18 protein-coding genes are annotated in these 15,396 nt (G+C 65.9%); 7 read left to right on the top strand and 11 right to left on the bottom strand.

From position 1 onward, the window contains the following. Nucleotides 1-54 precede the first annotated feature (54 nt). From AC4D6D_RS04860 to AC4D6D_RS04835, 6 genes are all read right to left on the bottom strand, one after another. Nucleotides 55-1,695 (bottom strand): NAD(P)/FAD-dependent oxidoreductase, encoded by a 1,641-nt coding sequence (locus AC4D6D_RS04860; RefSeq protein WP_491326730.1) that lies wholly within the window; start codon nt 1,693-1,695, stop codon nt 55-57. A gap of 82 nt (nt 1,696-1,777) precedes the next feature. Beyond that, nucleotides 1,778-2,779, bottom strand: coding sequence for a tRNA lysidine(34) synthetase TilS (gene tilS, locus AC4D6D_RS04855; RefSeq protein ID WP_491326729.1), 1,002 nt, complete (start codon nt 2,777-2,779; stop codon nt 1,778-1,780). Next, nucleotides 2,760-3,698, bottom strand: a complete 939-nt coding sequence (locus AC4D6D_RS04850; RefSeq protein ID WP_491326728.1) for a tetratricopeptide repeat protein — start codon at nt 3,696-3,698, stop codon at nt 2,760-2,762. The genes tilS and AC4D6D_RS04850 overlap by 20 nt, the downstream gene beginning before the upstream one ends. A 144-nt stretch (nt 3,699-3,842) precedes the next feature. Beyond that, nucleotides 3,843-4,703, bottom strand: a complete 861-nt coding sequence (locus AC4D6D_RS04845) for a helix-turn-helix domain-containing protein (protein WP_491326727.1) — start codon at nt 4,701-4,703, stop codon at nt 3,843-3,845. A gap of 377 nt (nt 4,704-5,080) precedes the next feature. Next, the gene (gene ptsP, locus AC4D6D_RS04840; protein WP_491326726.1) at nt 5,081-7,357 is read right to left on the bottom strand and encodes a phosphoenolpyruvate--protein phosphotransferase; all 2,277 of its coding nucleotides are present in this window, start codon (nt 7,355-7,357) and stop codon (nt 5,081-5,083) included. Nucleotides 7,358-7,523: 166 nt separating this feature from the next. Next, nucleotides 7,524-7,679: a YdcH family protein gene (locus AC4D6D_RS04835; RefSeq protein WP_086490165.1), complete on the bottom strand. Its 156-nt coding sequence runs from the start codon at nt 7,677-7,679 to the stop codon at nt 7,524-7,526. A 224-nt stretch (nt 7,680-7,903) separates the two neighbouring features. Here AC4D6D_RS04835 and AC4D6D_RS04830 point away from each other — a divergent pair, with 224 nt between their 5' ends. From AC4D6D_RS04830 to AC4D6D_RS04805, 6 genes are all read left to right on the top strand, one after another. Beyond that, nucleotides 7,904-8,101 (top strand): DUF465 domain-containing protein, encoded by a 198-nt coding sequence (locus tag AC4D6D_RS04830; protein WP_147218468.1) that lies wholly within the window; start codon nt 7,904-7,906, stop codon nt 8,099-8,101. A gap of 149 nt (nt 8,102-8,250) precedes the next feature. Continuing rightward, nucleotides 8,251-8,703 carry a DUF1465 family protein gene (locus AC4D6D_RS04825; RefSeq protein WP_147218466.1) on the top strand — a complete coding sequence of 151 codons (453 nt, stop codon included), beginning with the start codon at nt 8,251-8,253 and terminating at the stop codon, nt 8,701-8,703. Between the two features lie 42 nt (nt 8,704-8,745). Beyond that, nucleotides 8,746-9,633 carry an MBL fold metallo-hydrolase gene (locus AC4D6D_RS04820; RefSeq protein WP_491326725.1) on the top strand — a complete coding sequence of 296 codons (888 nt, stop codon included), beginning with the start codon at nt 8,746-8,748 and terminating at the stop codon, nt 9,631-9,633. Between the two features lie 108 nt (nt 9,634-9,741). Next, on the top strand, nt 9,742-10,728 hold the full coding sequence (gene nadA, locus AC4D6D_RS04815; RefSeq protein ID WP_491326724.1) for a quinolinate synthase NadA: 987 nt from the start codon (nt 9,742-9,744) through the stop codon (nt 10,726-10,728). A 473-nt stretch (nt 10,729-11,201) separates the two neighbouring features. Further along, nucleotides 11,202-11,408, top strand: coding sequence for a cold-shock protein (locus AC4D6D_RS04810; RefSeq protein WP_147218460.1), 207 nt, complete (start codon nt 11,202-11,204; stop codon nt 11,406-11,408). 62 nt (nt 11,409-11,470) lie between these two features. Next, nucleotides 11,471-11,641 (top strand): hypothetical protein, encoded by a 171-nt coding sequence (locus tag AC4D6D_RS04805; RefSeq protein WP_186829971.1) that lies wholly within the window; start codon nt 11,471-11,473, stop codon nt 11,639-11,641. A gap of 91 nt (nt 11,642-11,732) precedes the next feature. On the opposite strand, the gene AC4D6D_RS04800 is transcribed toward AC4D6D_RS04805, so the two are convergent. From AC4D6D_RS04800 to AC4D6D_RS04780, 5 genes are all read right to left on the bottom strand, one after another. After that, on the bottom strand, nt 11,733-11,882 hold the full coding sequence (locus tag AC4D6D_RS04800; protein ID WP_186829970.1) for a hypothetical protein: 150 nt from the start codon (nt 11,880-11,882) through the stop codon (nt 11,733-11,735). A 35-nt stretch (nt 11,883-11,917) separates the two neighbouring features. After that, nucleotides 11,918-12,187: a translation initiation factor IF-1 gene (gene infA, locus AC4D6D_RS04795; protein ID WP_334181947.1), complete on the bottom strand. Its 270-nt coding sequence runs from the start codon at nt 12,185-12,187 to the stop codon at nt 11,918-11,920. 178 nt (nt 12,188-12,365) lie between these two features. Then, nucleotides 12,366-12,914 (bottom strand): pseudouridine synthase, encoded by a 549-nt coding sequence (locus AC4D6D_RS04790; protein WP_491326723.1) that lies wholly within the window; start codon nt 12,912-12,914, stop codon nt 12,366-12,368. 45 nt (nt 12,915-12,959) lie between these two features. Beyond that, nucleotides 12,960-13,946, bottom strand: a complete 987-nt coding sequence (locus AC4D6D_RS04785) for a TerC family protein (protein WP_491326722.1) — start codon at nt 13,944-13,946, stop codon at nt 12,960-12,962. A 72-nt stretch (nt 13,947-14,018) separates the two neighbouring features. Next, nucleotides 14,019-14,204, bottom strand: a complete 186-nt coding sequence (locus AC4D6D_RS04780; RefSeq protein ID WP_147218453.1) for a DUF465 domain-containing protein — start codon at nt 14,202-14,204, stop codon at nt 14,019-14,021. Between the two features lie 277 nt (nt 14,205-14,481). Here AC4D6D_RS04780 and AC4D6D_RS04775 point away from each other — a divergent pair, with 277 nt between their 5' ends. Next, entirely contained in the window at nt 14,482-15,393 is a 912-nt protein-coding gene (locus AC4D6D_RS04775) for an SPFH domain-containing protein (RefSeq protein WP_491326721.1), read from the top strand. Nucleotides 15,394-15,396: the final 3 nt, after the last annotated feature.

Here is a 15,396-nt window from a genome sequence, read left to right as displayed (position 1 = left end):
CCGGGGATGCGAGAGGTGCCGAAACCTCCCGCTCATGCTGAGCTTGTCGAAGCATCACCGCTCGGACTGACCCTCAGCCGGAGCCAGTTCCAGCGCCAGCGCCTCGGCCACGCGGATGCCGTCCACCGCCGCCGAAAGGATGCCGCCCGCATAGCCAGCGCCCTCGCCCGCCGGGTAGAGACCGCGCGTGTTGAGGCTCTGCAGGTCCCGGCCGCGGGTGATCCGTATCGGCGAGGACGTGCGCGTCTCCACGCCCGTCATCACCACGTCGGGGTGATCGTAGCCCGGCACCTGGCGGCCGAACACCGGCAGCGCCTCGCGGATGGCATCGACCACGAAGTCGGGCAGGCACTGCTTGAGTTCGGTCAGGTGGACGCCCGGCTGATAGCTGGGGATCACTTCGCCGAACTCGGTCGAGGGCCGGTCGGCCAGGAAGTCGCCCAGCTTCTGGCCCGGCGCCTTGTAGTTCTCGCCGCCCGCCTTGTAGGCCAGTTCCTCGAACTTGCGCTGGAAGGCCACGCCCGCCAGCGGATCGCCGGGGTAGTCCTTGTCCGGATCGATATCGACGACGAGGCCGGAATTGGCGTTGAACTCGGCGCGCGAATACTGGCTCATGCCGTTGGTGACGACGCGGCCCGGCTCGCTCGCCGCCGCCACCACGCGGCCGCCGGGGCACATGCAGAAGCTGTAGACGGTACGCCCGTTGGAGGCCTTGTGCGCGATCGAATAGGCCGCCGCGCCGAGGATCTTGTTGCCCGCATTGTCGCCGTAGCGGGCGGTGTCGATCCAGCTCTGGGGATGCTCGATGCGCACGCCGATCGCGAAGGGCTTGGCCTCGATATAGACGCCGCGTTCGTGCAGCACCTCGAAAGTATCGCGCGCCGAGTGGCCGACCGCCATGATGACGTGGCTGGCGGGCAGGTACTCGCCGTTCGACAGGTGCAGGCCGGTGATCCGGCGCTCGCCGTCCGCGTTTTCCTCGATCTCGAAGTCGTCGACGCGGGTGCCGAAGCGGTACTCGCCGCCGAGCTGCTCGATCGTCTCGCGCATCGACATCACCATCGTCACCAGACGGAAGGTGCCGATATGCGGGTGCGCCTCGGTAAGGATGTCGTCGGGCGCTCCGGCCTTGACGAATTCGGTCAGGACCTTGCGGCCGAGATGGCGGCTGTCCTTGATGCGGCTGTAGAGCTTGCCGTCGGAGAACGTGCCCGCGCCGCCCTCGCCGAACTGGACATTGCTTTCCGTGTCGAGCACCGAGCGGCGCCACAGGCCCCAGGTGTCCTTGGTCCGCTCGCGCACGGCCTTGCCGCGCTCGACGATGATCGGCCGGAAGCCCATCTGCGCCAGGACCAGCGCCGCCAGCAGCCCGCAGGGACCGGCGCCGATCACCACCGGGCGCGGGCCGTCGTAATCGGCGGGCGCGTGGGTGACGAACTTGTAAGAGGTATCGGGCGTCGGGCGCACATGCTGGTCGCCGTGGTGGGCGGCCAGCACTTTCGCCTCGTCCTTCACCACGAGATCGAGCGTGTAGACCAGCTTGATCGCGTTCTTGCGCCGCGCGTCGTTGCCCCGGCGCACCATGACGACGCGCTCCAGTTCGTCCGAGGCGATTCCCAGCCGCGCGCAGACGGCGGCGTCGAGGTCCTCGGGAGCATGGTCGAGCGGCAGGGTAAGGTCGGACAAGCGTAACATCCGCGCGCCCTTATACCCGTTCGGTCCGCGACGCCACGGATTTGCGGGGCGGGCGGGATTCCCGCTGCCGGAAAACCCGCCGCTATGTCTTCTTCCGCGCCGCGCGGACCGGCGCACGGGCGAAGCTCCAGCCACCCGCATTGGGCCGCGCCACCAAGTCGCCGATCGAAGCCGGGCGCCCTTCGCGCAGGCTCTCCAGCAGGCGCGCCACGGCGCTGCCGCGCGGCTCCTCGCCGCCGAGTTCGGTGACGCAGCGCGCCAGTACCCGCAGCACCACTGCGCGCGGCGCCTGCGGGCGATAGCGCAGGCCCATCGGCTCCCTGCTCACGCAGGAGCGCCATTCCAGCGCCGCCATCCAGTCCAGCGCGGCATCGGCTTCGGCGAGATGCTCGGCGCTGCGGGCGATGGCCGCCACGTCCAGCCAGTCCGCCCCGGCAAGCGCCTTGCGGATACGCACCCGGTCGAAACGGTCGTTCGTATTGCTGGGGTCCTGCACAGTCTCGACACCGGCTTGCCCTACCACCGCGCCAAGCTCCGCGCGGCGCCAGTCGAGCACCGGCCGCAGCAGCGGAATCGCGGTTCCGGGCACTACCCCGCGCCCGCGCGCGCCGGCCAGACCGGCGACGCCGCTGGCGCGGTTGAGGCGCATGAGCAGGGTCTCGGCCTGGTCGTCGGCATGGTGCGCCGTGGCCAGCGCGGCAAGGCCCCTGCGCTCGATCCACGCCGCCATCGCCGCATAGCGCGCCGCGCGGGCCTCGGCCTGGACATTGCCCGGCGCGACATCGACCTTCAGGGCTTCATGGGCCAGCCCGAGCCTTGCGCAGAGCGCCGCGACTCCGGCAGCCTCTTCGGCACTCTCGGGGCGAAGCCCGTGGTCGACGGTCGCGGCTTCCACCCGTCCCGGCAGGGCGGCATCGGCCAGCAGCAGGAGCGCGGTGCTGTCCGGCCCGCCGGAAACGGCCACGGCAAGCCGGGCGTCACTCCCGATCTCCGGCCAGACCGCCGCCAGCCCCGCCCGAAACCGCTGAACAGTCTCGGGCGCCAGAGCGGGCGTCAGCACCGGATCAGGCGCACTTGAGTCCATTGCGCGTGGAATCGTAGGTGCTCTTGAGGCGACCGGCGGCCTCTGCCGCATAAGTCTCGCTGAATTCAGCCAGTGCAATGCAGGCGCGCTTGCTGTCCTTGAGCTGCTTCATCGAGACGGCCAGGTAGAGCAGGCTGTCCGGCGCACGGTCGCCGCGCTTGTCGGTCTGGTAGTTCTGGACGAACCACTTCGCGCCTTCCATCGCGTTGCCGTCGTCGAGATAGGCGCGGCCGAGCAGGTTACGACCCCAGCTGGCGCGCGCGTGCTTGGGATACTTTTCGAGATAGAGCTTCAGCTGCTGCTGGGCCTCGGGATAGAACTTCGCTTCCCAGAGACGGAAGCCGTAGCTGTACTCGTCGTCGGCGGCATCGCCGGTCTGCGGCTTGACGATCGCGCGAACCGCTTCGATCCGCGAACTCGACGGCGCGGCCGGGCGCGAAGGAGCGCTGGCAACCGGAGTCGGCGCAGGTGCGGGCGACAGGCCGGAAGCGGGCTGCTGCTGGATCGGCGCGGGCGACAGCGCGCCCGGTTCCGGCGCGGCGGCGGCACCGGCGGCAAGGCGCGCCTCAAGCTGGTTGATGCGGTTGGTGTTCTGCTCGACCTGCGCGGTCAGCTGGCGCAGCTGGCCTTCCACCGCGTCGATGCGGACGAGCACGTCGGCGATCGGCGTCGAGGCGGGCTGGCCCGGCATCGGCGTGGGGGTCGGCGTGGCGGGCGTGATCTGCGGCTCGAAGAACTTGCCGTCGCCGCCCGGAAACACCTTGCGCTGAAGGGCGCGCACTTCGGATTCCACCTTGTTCAGGCGGGCGTTGGTGTTGTCCTGCGCCTGGGCGGGCAGGCTTGCACCCACCAGCACGAGCGCAACCACGCTCGTCGCAGCGAGGCGCATACGGCGCAGGTCCATGGAAAAACGGTTCATCGCCAAGTCTACTCCGTGTCAGGGCGCCCCGCGCGCCCTATCGGGTTCCGCGACGCCATGGACAGGAGAAACGGAACCGCTCGTTAACCAGAAATGCCTTGCGGGCCGAATTGCCGCAAGCGCCGCCCTCTTGTCGAGGCAGGCTCAGTTGGAAGTGGTGGAAAGCGGTGCCGGAACCGAAGCGCCCGCGGTGGGAACCGCGGCCGCCGGAGTCGGTGCCGAGACCGGAGCCGTGGCCTGTCCCCGCGCCAGCAGGTCGGCGGGAAGCAGCGAGACGCCGGACATCACCGTGGGCTTGGTCGCCAGCGGCGCGAGCGCCTTGCCGCCGACCGTGATCGCAAGACCGTCAGGGCGGCCGAGCCGCAGCTGCGGCGCCTGCGCGCCTTGCGGCACGGTCCAGCTTTCGCCCTGCTTCAGGGTCTTTTCCAGCAGCTTGCCGGTCTTGTCGGTCACCCGCAGCCAGACGCCGTCGACCGTGGCCGTGAGCACGACCGGGCCGTTCGTCGGCTGCGGCGCGGGCGCCGGAGCCTGCGTCGCGGCGACCGTGGCGGCGGGTTTCGGTGCGTCGGACGTGAGATCGGGGAGCTGCCCCTCAGGCGAGAGATAGCTGCTCCAGAACACCAGCAGCAGCGCGATCACCACCACCGCACCGGCAGCGGCAACCCAGGCGAGGCGCAGGGAAGGCACACGGGCCGGATCGCCCGGCTCGAAATGCGGCACCACCACCGGCTCGCGCACGCCTTCGGCATCGAGCTGGATACGGACCTGTTCGGCAATCGCCTTGTCATCCAGCCCCAGCGCACGGGCATAAGTACGCGAGAAGCCGACGGCGTAAGTGCGCGCGGCAAGGTCGCCCAGCCGGTCTTCCTCGATGGCGGAGAGGTGGCGTTCGGCAATCCGTGTCTTGACGGCGATCTGCGCGAGGGTCAGGCCCGCCGCTTCGCGCGCCTTGCGCAAGGTGGCACCGACCGTGGACGAAGAACCACCGTTCCCGGCACTGCCCAAACCTTCGGAGGGTCCCTGGTTTCCCGGCCCTTGATTTTCAACGTTTTCCATTCCGCTCCCGAAGGGATGGTAGATCTGAACCTGACGGGAATCCACCAAACCGCGCGAGAATCCAAAGTCAATCACGACACAGCGGATAACTCGATCGTTTTGCGGCGGATGCGACCCCGTGCTCGGCGAATAACATCCTCGCAAGTCCGCTTTATGTCAATTCTCGCTCAAGGTGTGAATCGGGGGAAATCCGGAGAAAACTCGACATTTCCCCATCTCGCCCTTTGCCGCCCCCGCCTCCGCCTCCGGCAGGCAACGGAGGGGACCGGATCGCTTGAGCGGCGACGGAAGTCGTCCGATGGCGTAAACCGCCCGAACGCGAAACCTTAATCCACCGAGATATCGCGTTCGGTAGCCCATGCAGTGAGCGCCGCGCGCATGTCCTGCGGCGGATGGGCCAGCCACTGCTCCATGGCCGCCTCGATCTCACGGAGATCGATCTGACCGACCAGGTCCTTGATCGGCCCGACCGAAGCCGGGGTGATCGACAGGCGGCGGATACCGAGGCCCAGCAGCGCCAGCGCCTCCAGACGGCGACCGCCCATTTCGCCGCAGACCGCGATCTCGACATTGTGGCCTTCGACGCTGCGGACCACCCGGCGCAGGAAGCGCAGGATCGCCGGGCTTACCCAATCGTAGCGCTCGGCCAGCTTGGGGTTGGCGCGGTCGGCGGCGAACAGGAACTGGGTGAGATCATTGGTGCCGATCGACAGGAACGAGATCTTCGGTGCCAGCAGGTCGAGCTGCTCGGCCAGCGCCGGGACTTCCAGCATGATCCCGTAATGGATCGCCTCGGGAAGCAGTTTCTTCTGGCTACGCAGGAAAGCCAGCTGCTTTTCGAAGACCGCCTTGGCCTGGTCGAATTCCCACGGCTCGGCAACGAGCGGGAACATGACATGGAGCGTGCGCCCGCCTGCCGCTTCGAGCAGGGCGCGGGCCTGCACCTTGAGCAGCCCCTCGCGTTCGAGCGCGACGCGCAGCGCGCGCCAGCCCATCGCCGGGTTCTCCTCACCCTCGCCGTCGTCGTGGCGGAGGTACGGCAGGGTCTTGTCGCCGCCGATATCGACGGTGCGGAACTTCACCGGCTTGTCCCCGGCAGCCTCCATCACGTCGCGATAGAGCCGCGTCTGCCGCTCGCGCGAGGGCAGCGTGGCCGAGACGAGGAACTGGAACTCGGTGCGGAACAGGCCGATACCGTCGGCGCCGGTCTGGCTGAGATTGGCGATATCGTCGCGCAGGCCCGCATTGATCATCACCTGGATGCGGGTGCCGTCGCGCGTGGTCGGCTGCACTTCGCGCAAGGCGGCATAAGCGGCCTGGCGCTGGCGGCTCTTGGCGAAGCGCGCCTCGAACGCCTCGATCACTCCGGCCGGGGGGCGGACCATCGCCGTCGCCTGATCGGCATCGAGCAGGAGCTGGTCGCCTTCGCGCACCACGCCGCGCAGGCCGCGGACGCGTCCGAGCACCGGAATGCCCATGGCCCGCGCCACGATCACGACGTGGCTGGTGAGCGAGCCTTCCTCCAGGATCACGCCCTTGAGGCGGCGCTTGTCGTATTCGAGCAGTTCGGCCGGGCCGAGGTTGCGGGCGATCAGGATCGCGTCGTTGCGCAGGCCCAGCGAGGCGGCGGTGCCGATCTGGCCCGAGACGATCCGCAAGAGTCGGTTCGCCAGATCCTCCAGATCGTGCATGCGGTCCGCCAGCAGGGGATCGTCGATCTGGCGCATGCGCATGCGGGTGCGCTGCTGCACGCGCTCGATCGCAGCTTCGGCGGTGAGGCCGGAATCGATCGCTTCATTGATCCGCCGCGTCCAGCCTTCGTCGTAGGCGAACATGCGGTAGGTATCGAGCACTTCGTCATGCTCGCCGCCCATGCCGAATTCGGCCTGGCTGGCCATGCGGTCGATCTGCTCGCGCATCTTGTCGAAGGCATGGATCACGCGCTGGCGCTCGGCCTCGGTATCCTCGGCGACGACGTGCTCGATCGTGACGCGCGGCTGGTGATAGACCGCCTGTCCGGAAGCGAGGCCCTTCACCAAAGTCAGCCCGCGCAGCTGCTCCGGCCCGGTCTGCGCCGCGCCCGGCCCGTGAACATCCACTTCGTCGATCAGGTCGGCATTGGTGATGAGTTCGGACAGGACCATGGCGACCGTCTGGAGCGCCTCGATCTCGACTTCCTCGTAGCGGCGCGGTTCGACATGCTGGACGCAGAGCACGCCCGCGGCCCGCTCACGGCGCACGATCGGCACGCCTGCGAAGGAATGGTAACGATCCTCGCCGGTTTCGGGGCGATAGGAAAAGTCCGGATGCGCAGCGGCTTCGGCAAGGTTCAGCGTCTCGATCCGGTCGGCGATCGTGCCGACAAGGCCTTCACCCACGGCCATGCGGGTGACGTGGACGGCTTCCTGCGCCAGCCCGCGCGTCGCGAACAGTTCCAGCATGCCTTCGCGCAGGAGGTAGATCGAGCAGACCTCGCTGTTGAGGCATTCGCCGATCACTTCGACCACGGTATTCAGCTTGGCCTGGGCGTGATTGCGCGACGCCATGACCTCGTGGAGGCGGGTGAGGATGTTTCGTGCTGCTTCTACGGCGCCGCTGGTCATGAAACCCGAGTAACCCAAAGCGAGCGCTTTGGAAACGCGGTGCCGGTTAAAAGATGTGTTAGCGGGAAAAGGGAAGTTTGCCCTTGCACTCTCGCACCTGGCTGCCCCCAATGCGCTCTTCCGAGGAGGAGCCGCACCGGGAGCGCCTGGCAATCGCTATGAGTGCTTAATGGCGAGAAATCTCTTCCTTGATCCTGAGCTTACGCTTCTTGAGGGCCTGAATCATGGCTGCGTCAGGTATCGGGCGGCTCATCTCGTCATGAATCTGTCTTTCGATTCCGGCATGCTTGAGCTGCAGAGCGCTGACGTGCGAACTATCCATGGACGGTTCTCCTCTATTTTCGGGGGGTGGGCCGGCCCCCATGCCTGCGACCTCTCTTGGCGACTCGGCATGAGCAATCCGGCGCAAAACGGATGGAACCACATCCGGCCCATCTTGCGAAGACCGCTAATGCTTCATATCGGTGAATCGCGTGTCTGCTGCGTCGAGCAGGGCATGGAAATTTCGCATCCGCAGACTGCCATTCGAGAATAGGAAATCCCGGCGTGACCGAAGAGGAAATGCGTAAACGCCTAGAAATCCTCAAGATCGAGCATCGCGATCTCGACGCGGCGATCGATGCCCTGACGACGCCCGGCGCGGGCGACCAGCTGCAGATCGCCCGCCTGAAAAAGCGCAAGCTGCGGCTGAAGGACCAGATCGCGGTGATCGAGGACTTCCTGATTCCGGATATCATCGCTTAGTTTTTGTGCAGCACCTGCCCAAGCCCGTCACGGATGTGACGAGCGCACCCGACAAAACCGTACCGATTGGAGACAAGGGCCGGATTCGTCTCGGAAAATGCCGTTCGGGCAGTTGCTCCGGACTCCTTGTTCGGAAATACCAGCCGCACATGCCGAACTCCGCGACCATAAATCCGCGCATCGTCGAGGCGCTCTATTGCGAGGCGCTGCTGCTGGCGGATGAAGTGCGCCATGTGTTCGCCCCGCCGGATCACGCGGGCAACGACGAGCCGCTGCGCCTGGCGCTGTCGAGCGAAGGCCTGCGCACGACCACGCGGATGATGCATGCGATCGGCTGGCTGCTGAACCACCGTGCCTATTTCATGGGCGAGATCAGCCATTTCCAGCTGCGCCGCAACGGCCGCCTCTCGCCCGACCTGCGCCATTCGAACGCAGGAGAACTGGCCCGGCTGCGGCCGGAGATCGTCGATCTGGTCGAAGCCACCCAGCGCTTCTACGACCGGCTGCTGCGGCTCGACGGTCGCTGGCGTCTGTTCGGCGAAGTCCAGCCGAGCGCGATCGAGCGCCTCCGGGAGCGTCTGGAACGGCGCCTCGCCAGTTAAGCGACGCTCGACAGGCTCCCCGCCAATGCCCATATCGGCGGCATGGACGCGCTGAACGATATCGCAAGACCCTATGCCGAAGCCGAGCGGATCGCCCCGCTCGTACGCCGCGTGCTGGCGCGCAACCCCTCGCCTTTCACCTTCACCGGCACCCAGACCTATATCGTCGGCGACGGCGCCGAAGTCGCGGTGATCGATCCCGGCCCGGCCGACCCCGAACATCTGGGCGCGATGCTGGCAGCGGTCGGCGAGGCGAAAGTCGTGGCGATCTGCTGCACCCATACCCACCGCGACCACTCGCCCGCCGCCGCGCCGCTGAAAGCGCTGACCGGCGCGCCGATCGTCGGTTGCGCTCCCCTGACGCTCGACGACGACGGCCCCCGCGCCGATGCCGCCTTCGACCCCGACTACCGCCCCGACCGCGTGTTGGCCGACGGCGAGACGATCTCCGGTCAGGGCTGGACCCTGGAGGCCGTCACCACGCCGGGCCACACGTCCAACCACGTCTGCTTCGCCCTTGCCGAGACCGGCGCGATGTTCACCGGCGATCACGTCATGGGCTGGTCCACCAGCGTCGTCTCCCCGCCGGACGGGGACATGACCGACTATCTCGCCAGCCTCCAGAAGCTCTACGAGCGCGAGCAGGACACCGTCTATTTCCCCGCCCACGGCCCGGCGGTGGAGAAGCCGCGCCAGCTGGTGCGCGGGATGATCGGCCATCGCCGCCAGCGCGAACGGCAGATTCTCCGGCAGATAGAAGAAGGTAATCACACGGTCGCGGCGATGGTGCCGCTGATGTACAAGGGCGTCGACGAGCGCCTCTGGCCTGCCGCCGGACGCTCGGTGCTGGCCCACCTCCTCGATCTGGAACGGCGCCGCCTCGTGACCCGCCAGGACGACATCTGGTCGCTGTGCGCAGCCGATGCCTGATCGCGCCATATTTTCCTTGGGTCTCGCCGCAAGCATCCCTAGATAGGCGCCAAATCCCGGCAACCGAAAGATCGGTAAAACGCCGGAGCGACCAGACAGAGGGATACCATGACCGTAATGCCCGCCGACCTTTCCGGTATCGACGTGCGCGCCGAAATCGAGCGGCTGCGCAAGGAACGCAACGCGGTCATCCTGGCGCACTACTACCAGCGCCCCGAGCTTCAGGACCTGGCCGACTTCGTTGGCGACAGCCTTGAACTCAGCCGCAAGGCCGCCGAGACCGATGCGGACGTGATCGCCTTCTGCGGCGTAAAGTTCATGGCCGAGACCGCCAAGATTCTCTCGCCGAACAAGATCGTGGTGCTCCCCGACCTCGAAGCCGGGTGCAGCCTTGAGGACTCCTGCCCGCCGGAGAAGTTCAAGGCCTTCCGCGAAGCCCATCCCGATCACATCGCGCTGACCTACATCAACTGCTCGACCGAGGTGAAGGCGCTGTCCGACATCATCGTCACCAGCTCCAGCGCCGAGACGATCCTCCAGCAGATCCCCGCCGACCAGAAGATCATCTTCGGGCCGGACCGCCACCTCGGCGGCTATCTCAGTCGCAAGTTCGGCCGCGAAATGCTGCTCTGGCCGGGCGTGTGCATCGTCCACGAGGCGTTCAGCGAGACCGAGTTGCTCAAGCTCAAGGCCCAGCACCCGACCGCGCCGATCGCCGCGCATCCGGAATGCCCGCCGCACATCGTCGATCACGCGGACTACGTCGGCTCGACCAGCGGCATTCTCCAGTACGCCAAGACCACCGATGCCGACACGCTGATCGTCGCCACCGAGCCGCACATCATCCACCAGATGCAGCTGGCGATCCCGAACAAGACCTTCATCGGCGCGCCGGGTGCGGACGGCAACTGCAACTGCAACATCTGCCCCTACATGGCGCTCAACACGCTGGAGAAGCTCTACGTGGCCCTGCGCGACCTGGAGCCGCGCATCGAGATCGACGAACAGCTTCGCCTCGATGCCAAGAAGAGCCTCGACCGGATGCTGGACATGGCCAGCGGCACCGTCGGCAAGGGCGATCTCGGCACGCGCTGAGAAGGACATTACGGGGCGGGAGAGCTATCGGTTCTCCTGTCCGTCCTCCTGCCGTCGCGCCCGCGGCCTTTTCCGCCCTCTCGCCCGCGCAAGGCAAGCCGGACTCCCGCCTTCGCGGAGATGACGAGAAGTGGGGAAGACCTGCGTCCGATCTGCCGCGACCGAGTGGCTCGCGGGACGGCCATGGCGGACCTTGAGCAACGATTGCAGTCCACTCGGCCGCGTTCGAAACGCCTGAATCTCGCCATTTCAGACCCTTCCCCGTTGTCGTTAGGTATTCGGGCGGGATCATGTTATATAAGGCCCCGCTGATGTCGAATTTGCGACGGGCATCGCCAGTTCTCGTTCGGGCTTCGGAAATTTTTCCGGGCAAGTAAAGGCTGGTACGATTTCCTTTCAATTGACGCACTGATGCACGACCGGGCCCGGCAATTCTACCGGGTTCGCACTCCGTTTCTTGAAAGGAAACAAAAATGCCGATCGGCACCGTGAAATTCTTCAACACCGACAAGGGCTATGGCTTCATCGCACCGGAAGACGGCGGCCAGGACAGCTTCGTCCACATCTCGGCCGTCCAGAACGCCGGCATGCAAACGCTCGAAAAGGAGCAGCGCCTGTCCTACGACGTCGAAGTCGGCCGCAACGGCAAGGCTTCGGCCGTCAACCTGAAGTCGGCCTGATTTTCCGGGAGGGGCGGGCCGCTGCGGCTCGTCCCCTCCCCCTCCCCAAGGCGAGTTTGCAGATGGCCTTTACCCGTGACTTCTGCGAGGCTCGTGCCCAGGAAGCGGCGGATGCCGCCTCCCTTGCGAAACTCGCCAATGTGCGTGACCGGGAACTTCGATCGGAAGCCGCCTGGCGCGCCATGTCCGACCAGATCCGACGGATCGAGGAAGGGCGCAGGCCCAAGGTCTGATCGAATCGGGCCCGAAGTTCGATGACAGATACGAAAAACCCCCGCAGGCCTTGGCCGACGGGGGTTTTTTCATGGCTCCTGGGCCGGACGGTCAGTCGACCATCGCTGCGACGAGACGCCGCAGGTCCTGGCCGGAGAGCGTGCCCGGCTCGATCTCGCGCCGGAAGGCGGCGGGAACGAGCGGAAGCGAATGGGATACTGCATGGATGCGCTTGAAGGCATCCGGTCGTTGGTACTTCATATTTTCCTTATAGGCGGCTCGAAGGCCGCATCCTCTTATCTTCTAAAATTGCTGCGCCGCTTGGGCGGACCGCCCGTCTGTCCGGGGGTGCGTTCGCGGAAGACGATCCGACCCTTCGTCAGATCGTAAGGCGTCATTTCGACGTGCACACGGTCACCCACCACCGAGCGGATGCGGAACTTGCGCATCTTGCCCGCGGTATAGGCGATGATCCTGTGCTCGTTGTCGAGCACGACAGCGAAACGTCCGTCGGGAAGGATTTCTTCGATGAAACCCTCCATGGTCAGCAGTTCTTCCTTGGCCAAAGCATCCAGTCCGAAATAGGGTTGCCCCAGTGCTGCCGCGCACAAAGCGCGCTTCGGCCTTGAGGGCCAGGCAGCTGAAATGGGGAGAAGAGGCTGCCGGTTTGCAGCCACGGTTCCCGTCGCAGGCGACGTAGCCCTGCCTATATAGCCTCTATCGCGAAAAATGCAAGTATCGCGATCAAACCGAAATCGCCCGCCATTCTCCGGGCGCCAGATCGCCGAGCGACCAGTCCCCGATCCTCTGCCGCACGAGGCGCAGGGTCGGATGGCCGACCGCGGCGGTCATGCGGCGAACCTGACGATTGCGTCCTTCGGCAATGGTCAGTTCGATCCAGCAATCCGCCACGGTCTTGCGGAACCGCACCGGCGGATTGCGCGGCCAGAGCAGCGGGTCCTCGATCCGCCGTGCCGAAGCCGGGCGAGTCGGCCCGTCGCTCAGCACGACGCCCCCGCGCAGCGCTTCGAGCGCCGCCTCGTCCGGCTCGCCTTCCACTTGCGCGAGATAGGTCTTGGCGGTCTTGAAGCGCGGGTCGGAAATCCGCGACTGGAGGCGGCCGTCGTCGGTGAGCAGCAGCAGCCCTTCGCTGTCGCGATCGAGTCGCCCCGCCGGATAGACGCCCGGCAGGTCGATGAAGTCCGAGAGCGTCGCGCGCGGCGTGGGCGAGCGCGCGTCGGTGAACTGCGAGAGGACGTCGTAGGGCTTGTTGAACAGGATGAGGCGCGCCATCCGCCCGCCCTAGCAGCGCGCCTCGTCCGTTCATAGCCGGAGGGGTCAGTGGCCGGTCTGTGGCATTTCCTCGTCCCGCGTCTTCCATAAGGACCAGCCCACTCCGCCCGCGATCAGCGCCAGGGTCACGCCGAGACTGACGAGCGGCGGGAACTTCGCGCCGCCCAGCACGAGGTCGGCCACCAGGATCTTCGCGCCGATGAACACCAGGACCAGCGCCAGCGCATACTTCAGGTAATGGAAGCGATGCACCATCGCCGCCAGCGCGAAGTAAAGCGCCCGCAGGCCGAGGATCGCCATGATGTTCGAGGTATAGACGATGAAGGTGTCGGTGGTGATCGAGAAGATCGCCGGGACCGAGTCCACCGCGAAGACCAGATCGGCCAGGTTGATGATCACCAGCGCCAGGAACAGCGGGGTCGCCGCCCAGACCAGCCTGCCCGCGTCGTTGCGCTCGCGCACGAAGAAGTGTTCGCCGTAATGTGCCTTGGTCACGCGCATGTGGCGCGAGATCCAGCGGATCGCCGGGTTGTTGCCGATATCCGGGTCCTGCTCCTTGGCGAAGAGCATCTTCACGCCGGTGAACACCAGGAAGGCGGCGAAGATATACATGACCCAGTGCGCCTGCGACACCAGCGCCACGCCGCCCGCGATCATCAGCCCGCGCAGCACGATCACCGCCATGATGCCCCAGAGCAGGGCGCGGTACTGGTACTTGGGCGCAATCGCGAAGAAGCCGAAGATCATCGAAATCACGAAGACGTTGTCGATCGAGAGCGCCTTCTCGATGAAGTAGCCGGTGAAATAGGCGATGCCGTCTTCCGAACCCTTGGCCCACCAGACCCAGCCGCCGAAGGCCATGGCCACGGCGATGTAGAACACCGAGAGCTTTAGCGATTCGGCAATACCCATCTCCCGGTCCTCCTTGTGCAGGAAGCCGAGGTCGAAGGCGGTCAGAACGAAGACGAGGACGGCGAAGGCCAGCCAGAACCATGCGGGTGTGCCCAGCAGGTCAGTGAAAAGGAAATCCACGGGGTTGCTCCCGAAACTGGGTAAACAGGAAGCGCCGACGCGAAAATGGGGGGGAACGCGCCGGCGCGAGGGTTACAGACCGGTTGCAACGGTCGCTGGGGGGAGTAGCAACCGCGCGAGTCTGCCCCTGAACTCCTGTTTCAGTCTCTTCAGCCTTGCGATCTCGAGGGGATCGGCAAAGCGTCTACCCTGCGCGAGGCGCAGCAGGGTGTCGAGCTTCTGGTTTCGCTCCAGCAGGCGGAACATCTTGTCGGTCATAGTCAAATCCCTATCGAACGGTTGTTGGTTCGATCGGATGACCCGAAGCAAGGTTCCTGTTGCCTGAGCTGTGCGGGGCTGGATGGGTCCCCGGAACCTGCATCGGTTTCACCCGATGCGGTCCGACATCACGAGGCGCTTCCCAGGGAAACGCCGCGCCAGAGGGGCCCGGCCCGCAACGCCCAATTAGCCATCGTGCTCGCGTTTTTCAACCCCGCTTGACCAAATGTTCACTTATGATATTAATGTGATATCACTTTAAGAGGGGAAACACGCGATGGCCGATACGCATCTTCCGATCAATTCCAGTCGTGAGACCAGAGCCTCCAGCATGAGCGGCTACCTCATGCTGCTGGTCTTCCTCGGCGTGCTCGCCGCCATCGTCATGGGCGTGGTGACGCTGGCCAGCGGCGATCCTTCCCCTTCTGCCGTGCTGGGCTTCCTCGTCTTCATCGTCCCCGCCCTGATCGCCGAGGTGCTGATCGCCTCGGGCTTCTACATGATCCAGCCCAATCAGGCGGCAGCGGTGACGCTGTTCGGCTCCTATCGCGGCACTGACCGCGCGGCCGGGCTGCGCTGGGTCTGGCCGTGGATGGCCAAACGCAAGATCTCGGTGCGCGCCAACAACGTCGTGTCGGAGAAGCTCAAGGTTAACGACTTGCGCGGCAATCCGATCGAGATCGCCACCAATGTCGTCTGGCGCGTCGCCGATACCGCGCAGGCGCTTTACGACGTCGACGACTACAAGGCGTTCGTGAATGTCCAGATAGAGGGCGCCGTGCGCTCGATCGGCTCACGCTATGCCTATGACGATGTGGAGGATGCCGAGATCACCCTGCGCGGCAGCCACGAGCAGGTGAACGCCGAACTGCGCACCGAACTGATCGAGCGCCTGCGCGTGGCGGGCATCACCGTCGACGAATGCGGCCTCACCCACCTCGCCTATGCGCCGGAGATCGCCGGGGCGATGCTGCGCCGCCAGCAGGCCGAAGCGGTGATCGCCGCCCGCCGCAAGCTGGTCGAAGGCGCCGTCTCGATGGTCGAGATGGCGCTGGCGCAGCTCTCGGAAAAGAATGTGGTCGAACTCGACGACGAGCGCCGCGCGGCGATGGTCTCGAACCTGATGGTCGTCCTCTGCGGCGAGCGCGACACCCAGCCGGTCGTCAATACCGGCACGCTCTACCAGTAGGAT

The sequence above is a fragment of the Novosphingobium sp. BF6 genome (assembly GCF_058273105.1).
The sequence above is the reverse complement of the archived record's forward strand: the minus strand, read 5'-3'. Positions and strand labels throughout refer to the sequence as shown.

Excerpts from the sequence above, each read along its gene's own strand:
- AC4D6D_RS04860 (WP_491326730.1), bottom strand. The coding sequence starts at position 1,695 with ATGTTACGCTTGTCCGACCTTACCCTGCCGCTCGACCATGCTCCCGAG.
- tilS (WP_491326729.1), bottom strand. The coding sequence starts at position 2,779 with ATGGACTCAAGTGCGCCTGATCCGGTGCTGACGCCCGCTCTGGCGCCC.
- AC4D6D_RS04850 (WP_491326728.1), bottom strand. The coding sequence starts at position 3,698 with ATGAACCGTTTTTCCATGGACCTGCGCCGTATGCGCCTCGCTGCGACG.
- ptsP (WP_491326726.1), bottom strand. The coding sequence starts at position 7,357 with ATGACCAGCGGCGCCGTAGAAGCAGCACGAAACATCCTCACCCGCCTC.
- AC4D6D_RS04835 (WP_086490165.1), bottom strand. The coding sequence starts at position 7,679 with ATGGATAGTTCGCACGTCAGCGCTCTGCAGCTCAAGCATGCCGGAATC.
- AC4D6D_RS04825 (WP_147218466.1), top strand. The coding sequence starts at position 8,251 with ATGCCGAACTCCGCGACCATAAATCCGCGCATCGTCGAGGCGCTCTAT.
- AC4D6D_RS04820 (WP_491326725.1), top strand. The coding sequence starts at position 8,746 with ATGGACGCGCTGAACGATATCGCAAGACCCTATGCCGAAGCCGAGCGG.
- nadA (WP_491326724.1), top strand. The coding sequence starts at position 9,742 with ATGACCGTAATGCCCGCCGACCTTTCCGGTATCGACGTGCGCGCCGAA.
- AC4D6D_RS04810 (WP_147218460.1), top strand. The coding sequence starts at position 11,202 with ATGCCGATCGGCACCGTGAAATTCTTCAACACCGACAAGGGCTATGGC.
- AC4D6D_RS04805 (WP_186829971.1), top strand. The coding sequence starts at position 11,471 with ATGGCCTTTACCCGTGACTTCTGCGAGGCTCGTGCCCAGGAAGCGGCG.
- AC4D6D_RS04800 (WP_186829970.1), bottom strand. The coding sequence starts at position 11,882 with ATGAAGTACCAACGACCGGATGCCTTCAAGCGCATCCATGCAGTATCC.
- AC4D6D_RS04790 (WP_491326723.1), bottom strand. The coding sequence starts at position 12,914 with ATGGCGCGCCTCATCCTGTTCAACAAGCCCTACGACGTCCTCTCGCAG.
- AC4D6D_RS04780 (WP_147218453.1), bottom strand. The coding sequence starts at position 14,204 with ATGACCGACAAGATGTTCCGCCTGCTGGAGCGAAACCAGAAGCTCGAC.
- AC4D6D_RS04775 (WP_491326721.1), top strand. The coding sequence starts at position 14,482 with ATGGCCGATACGCATCTTCCGATCAATTCCAGTCGTGAGACCAGAGCC.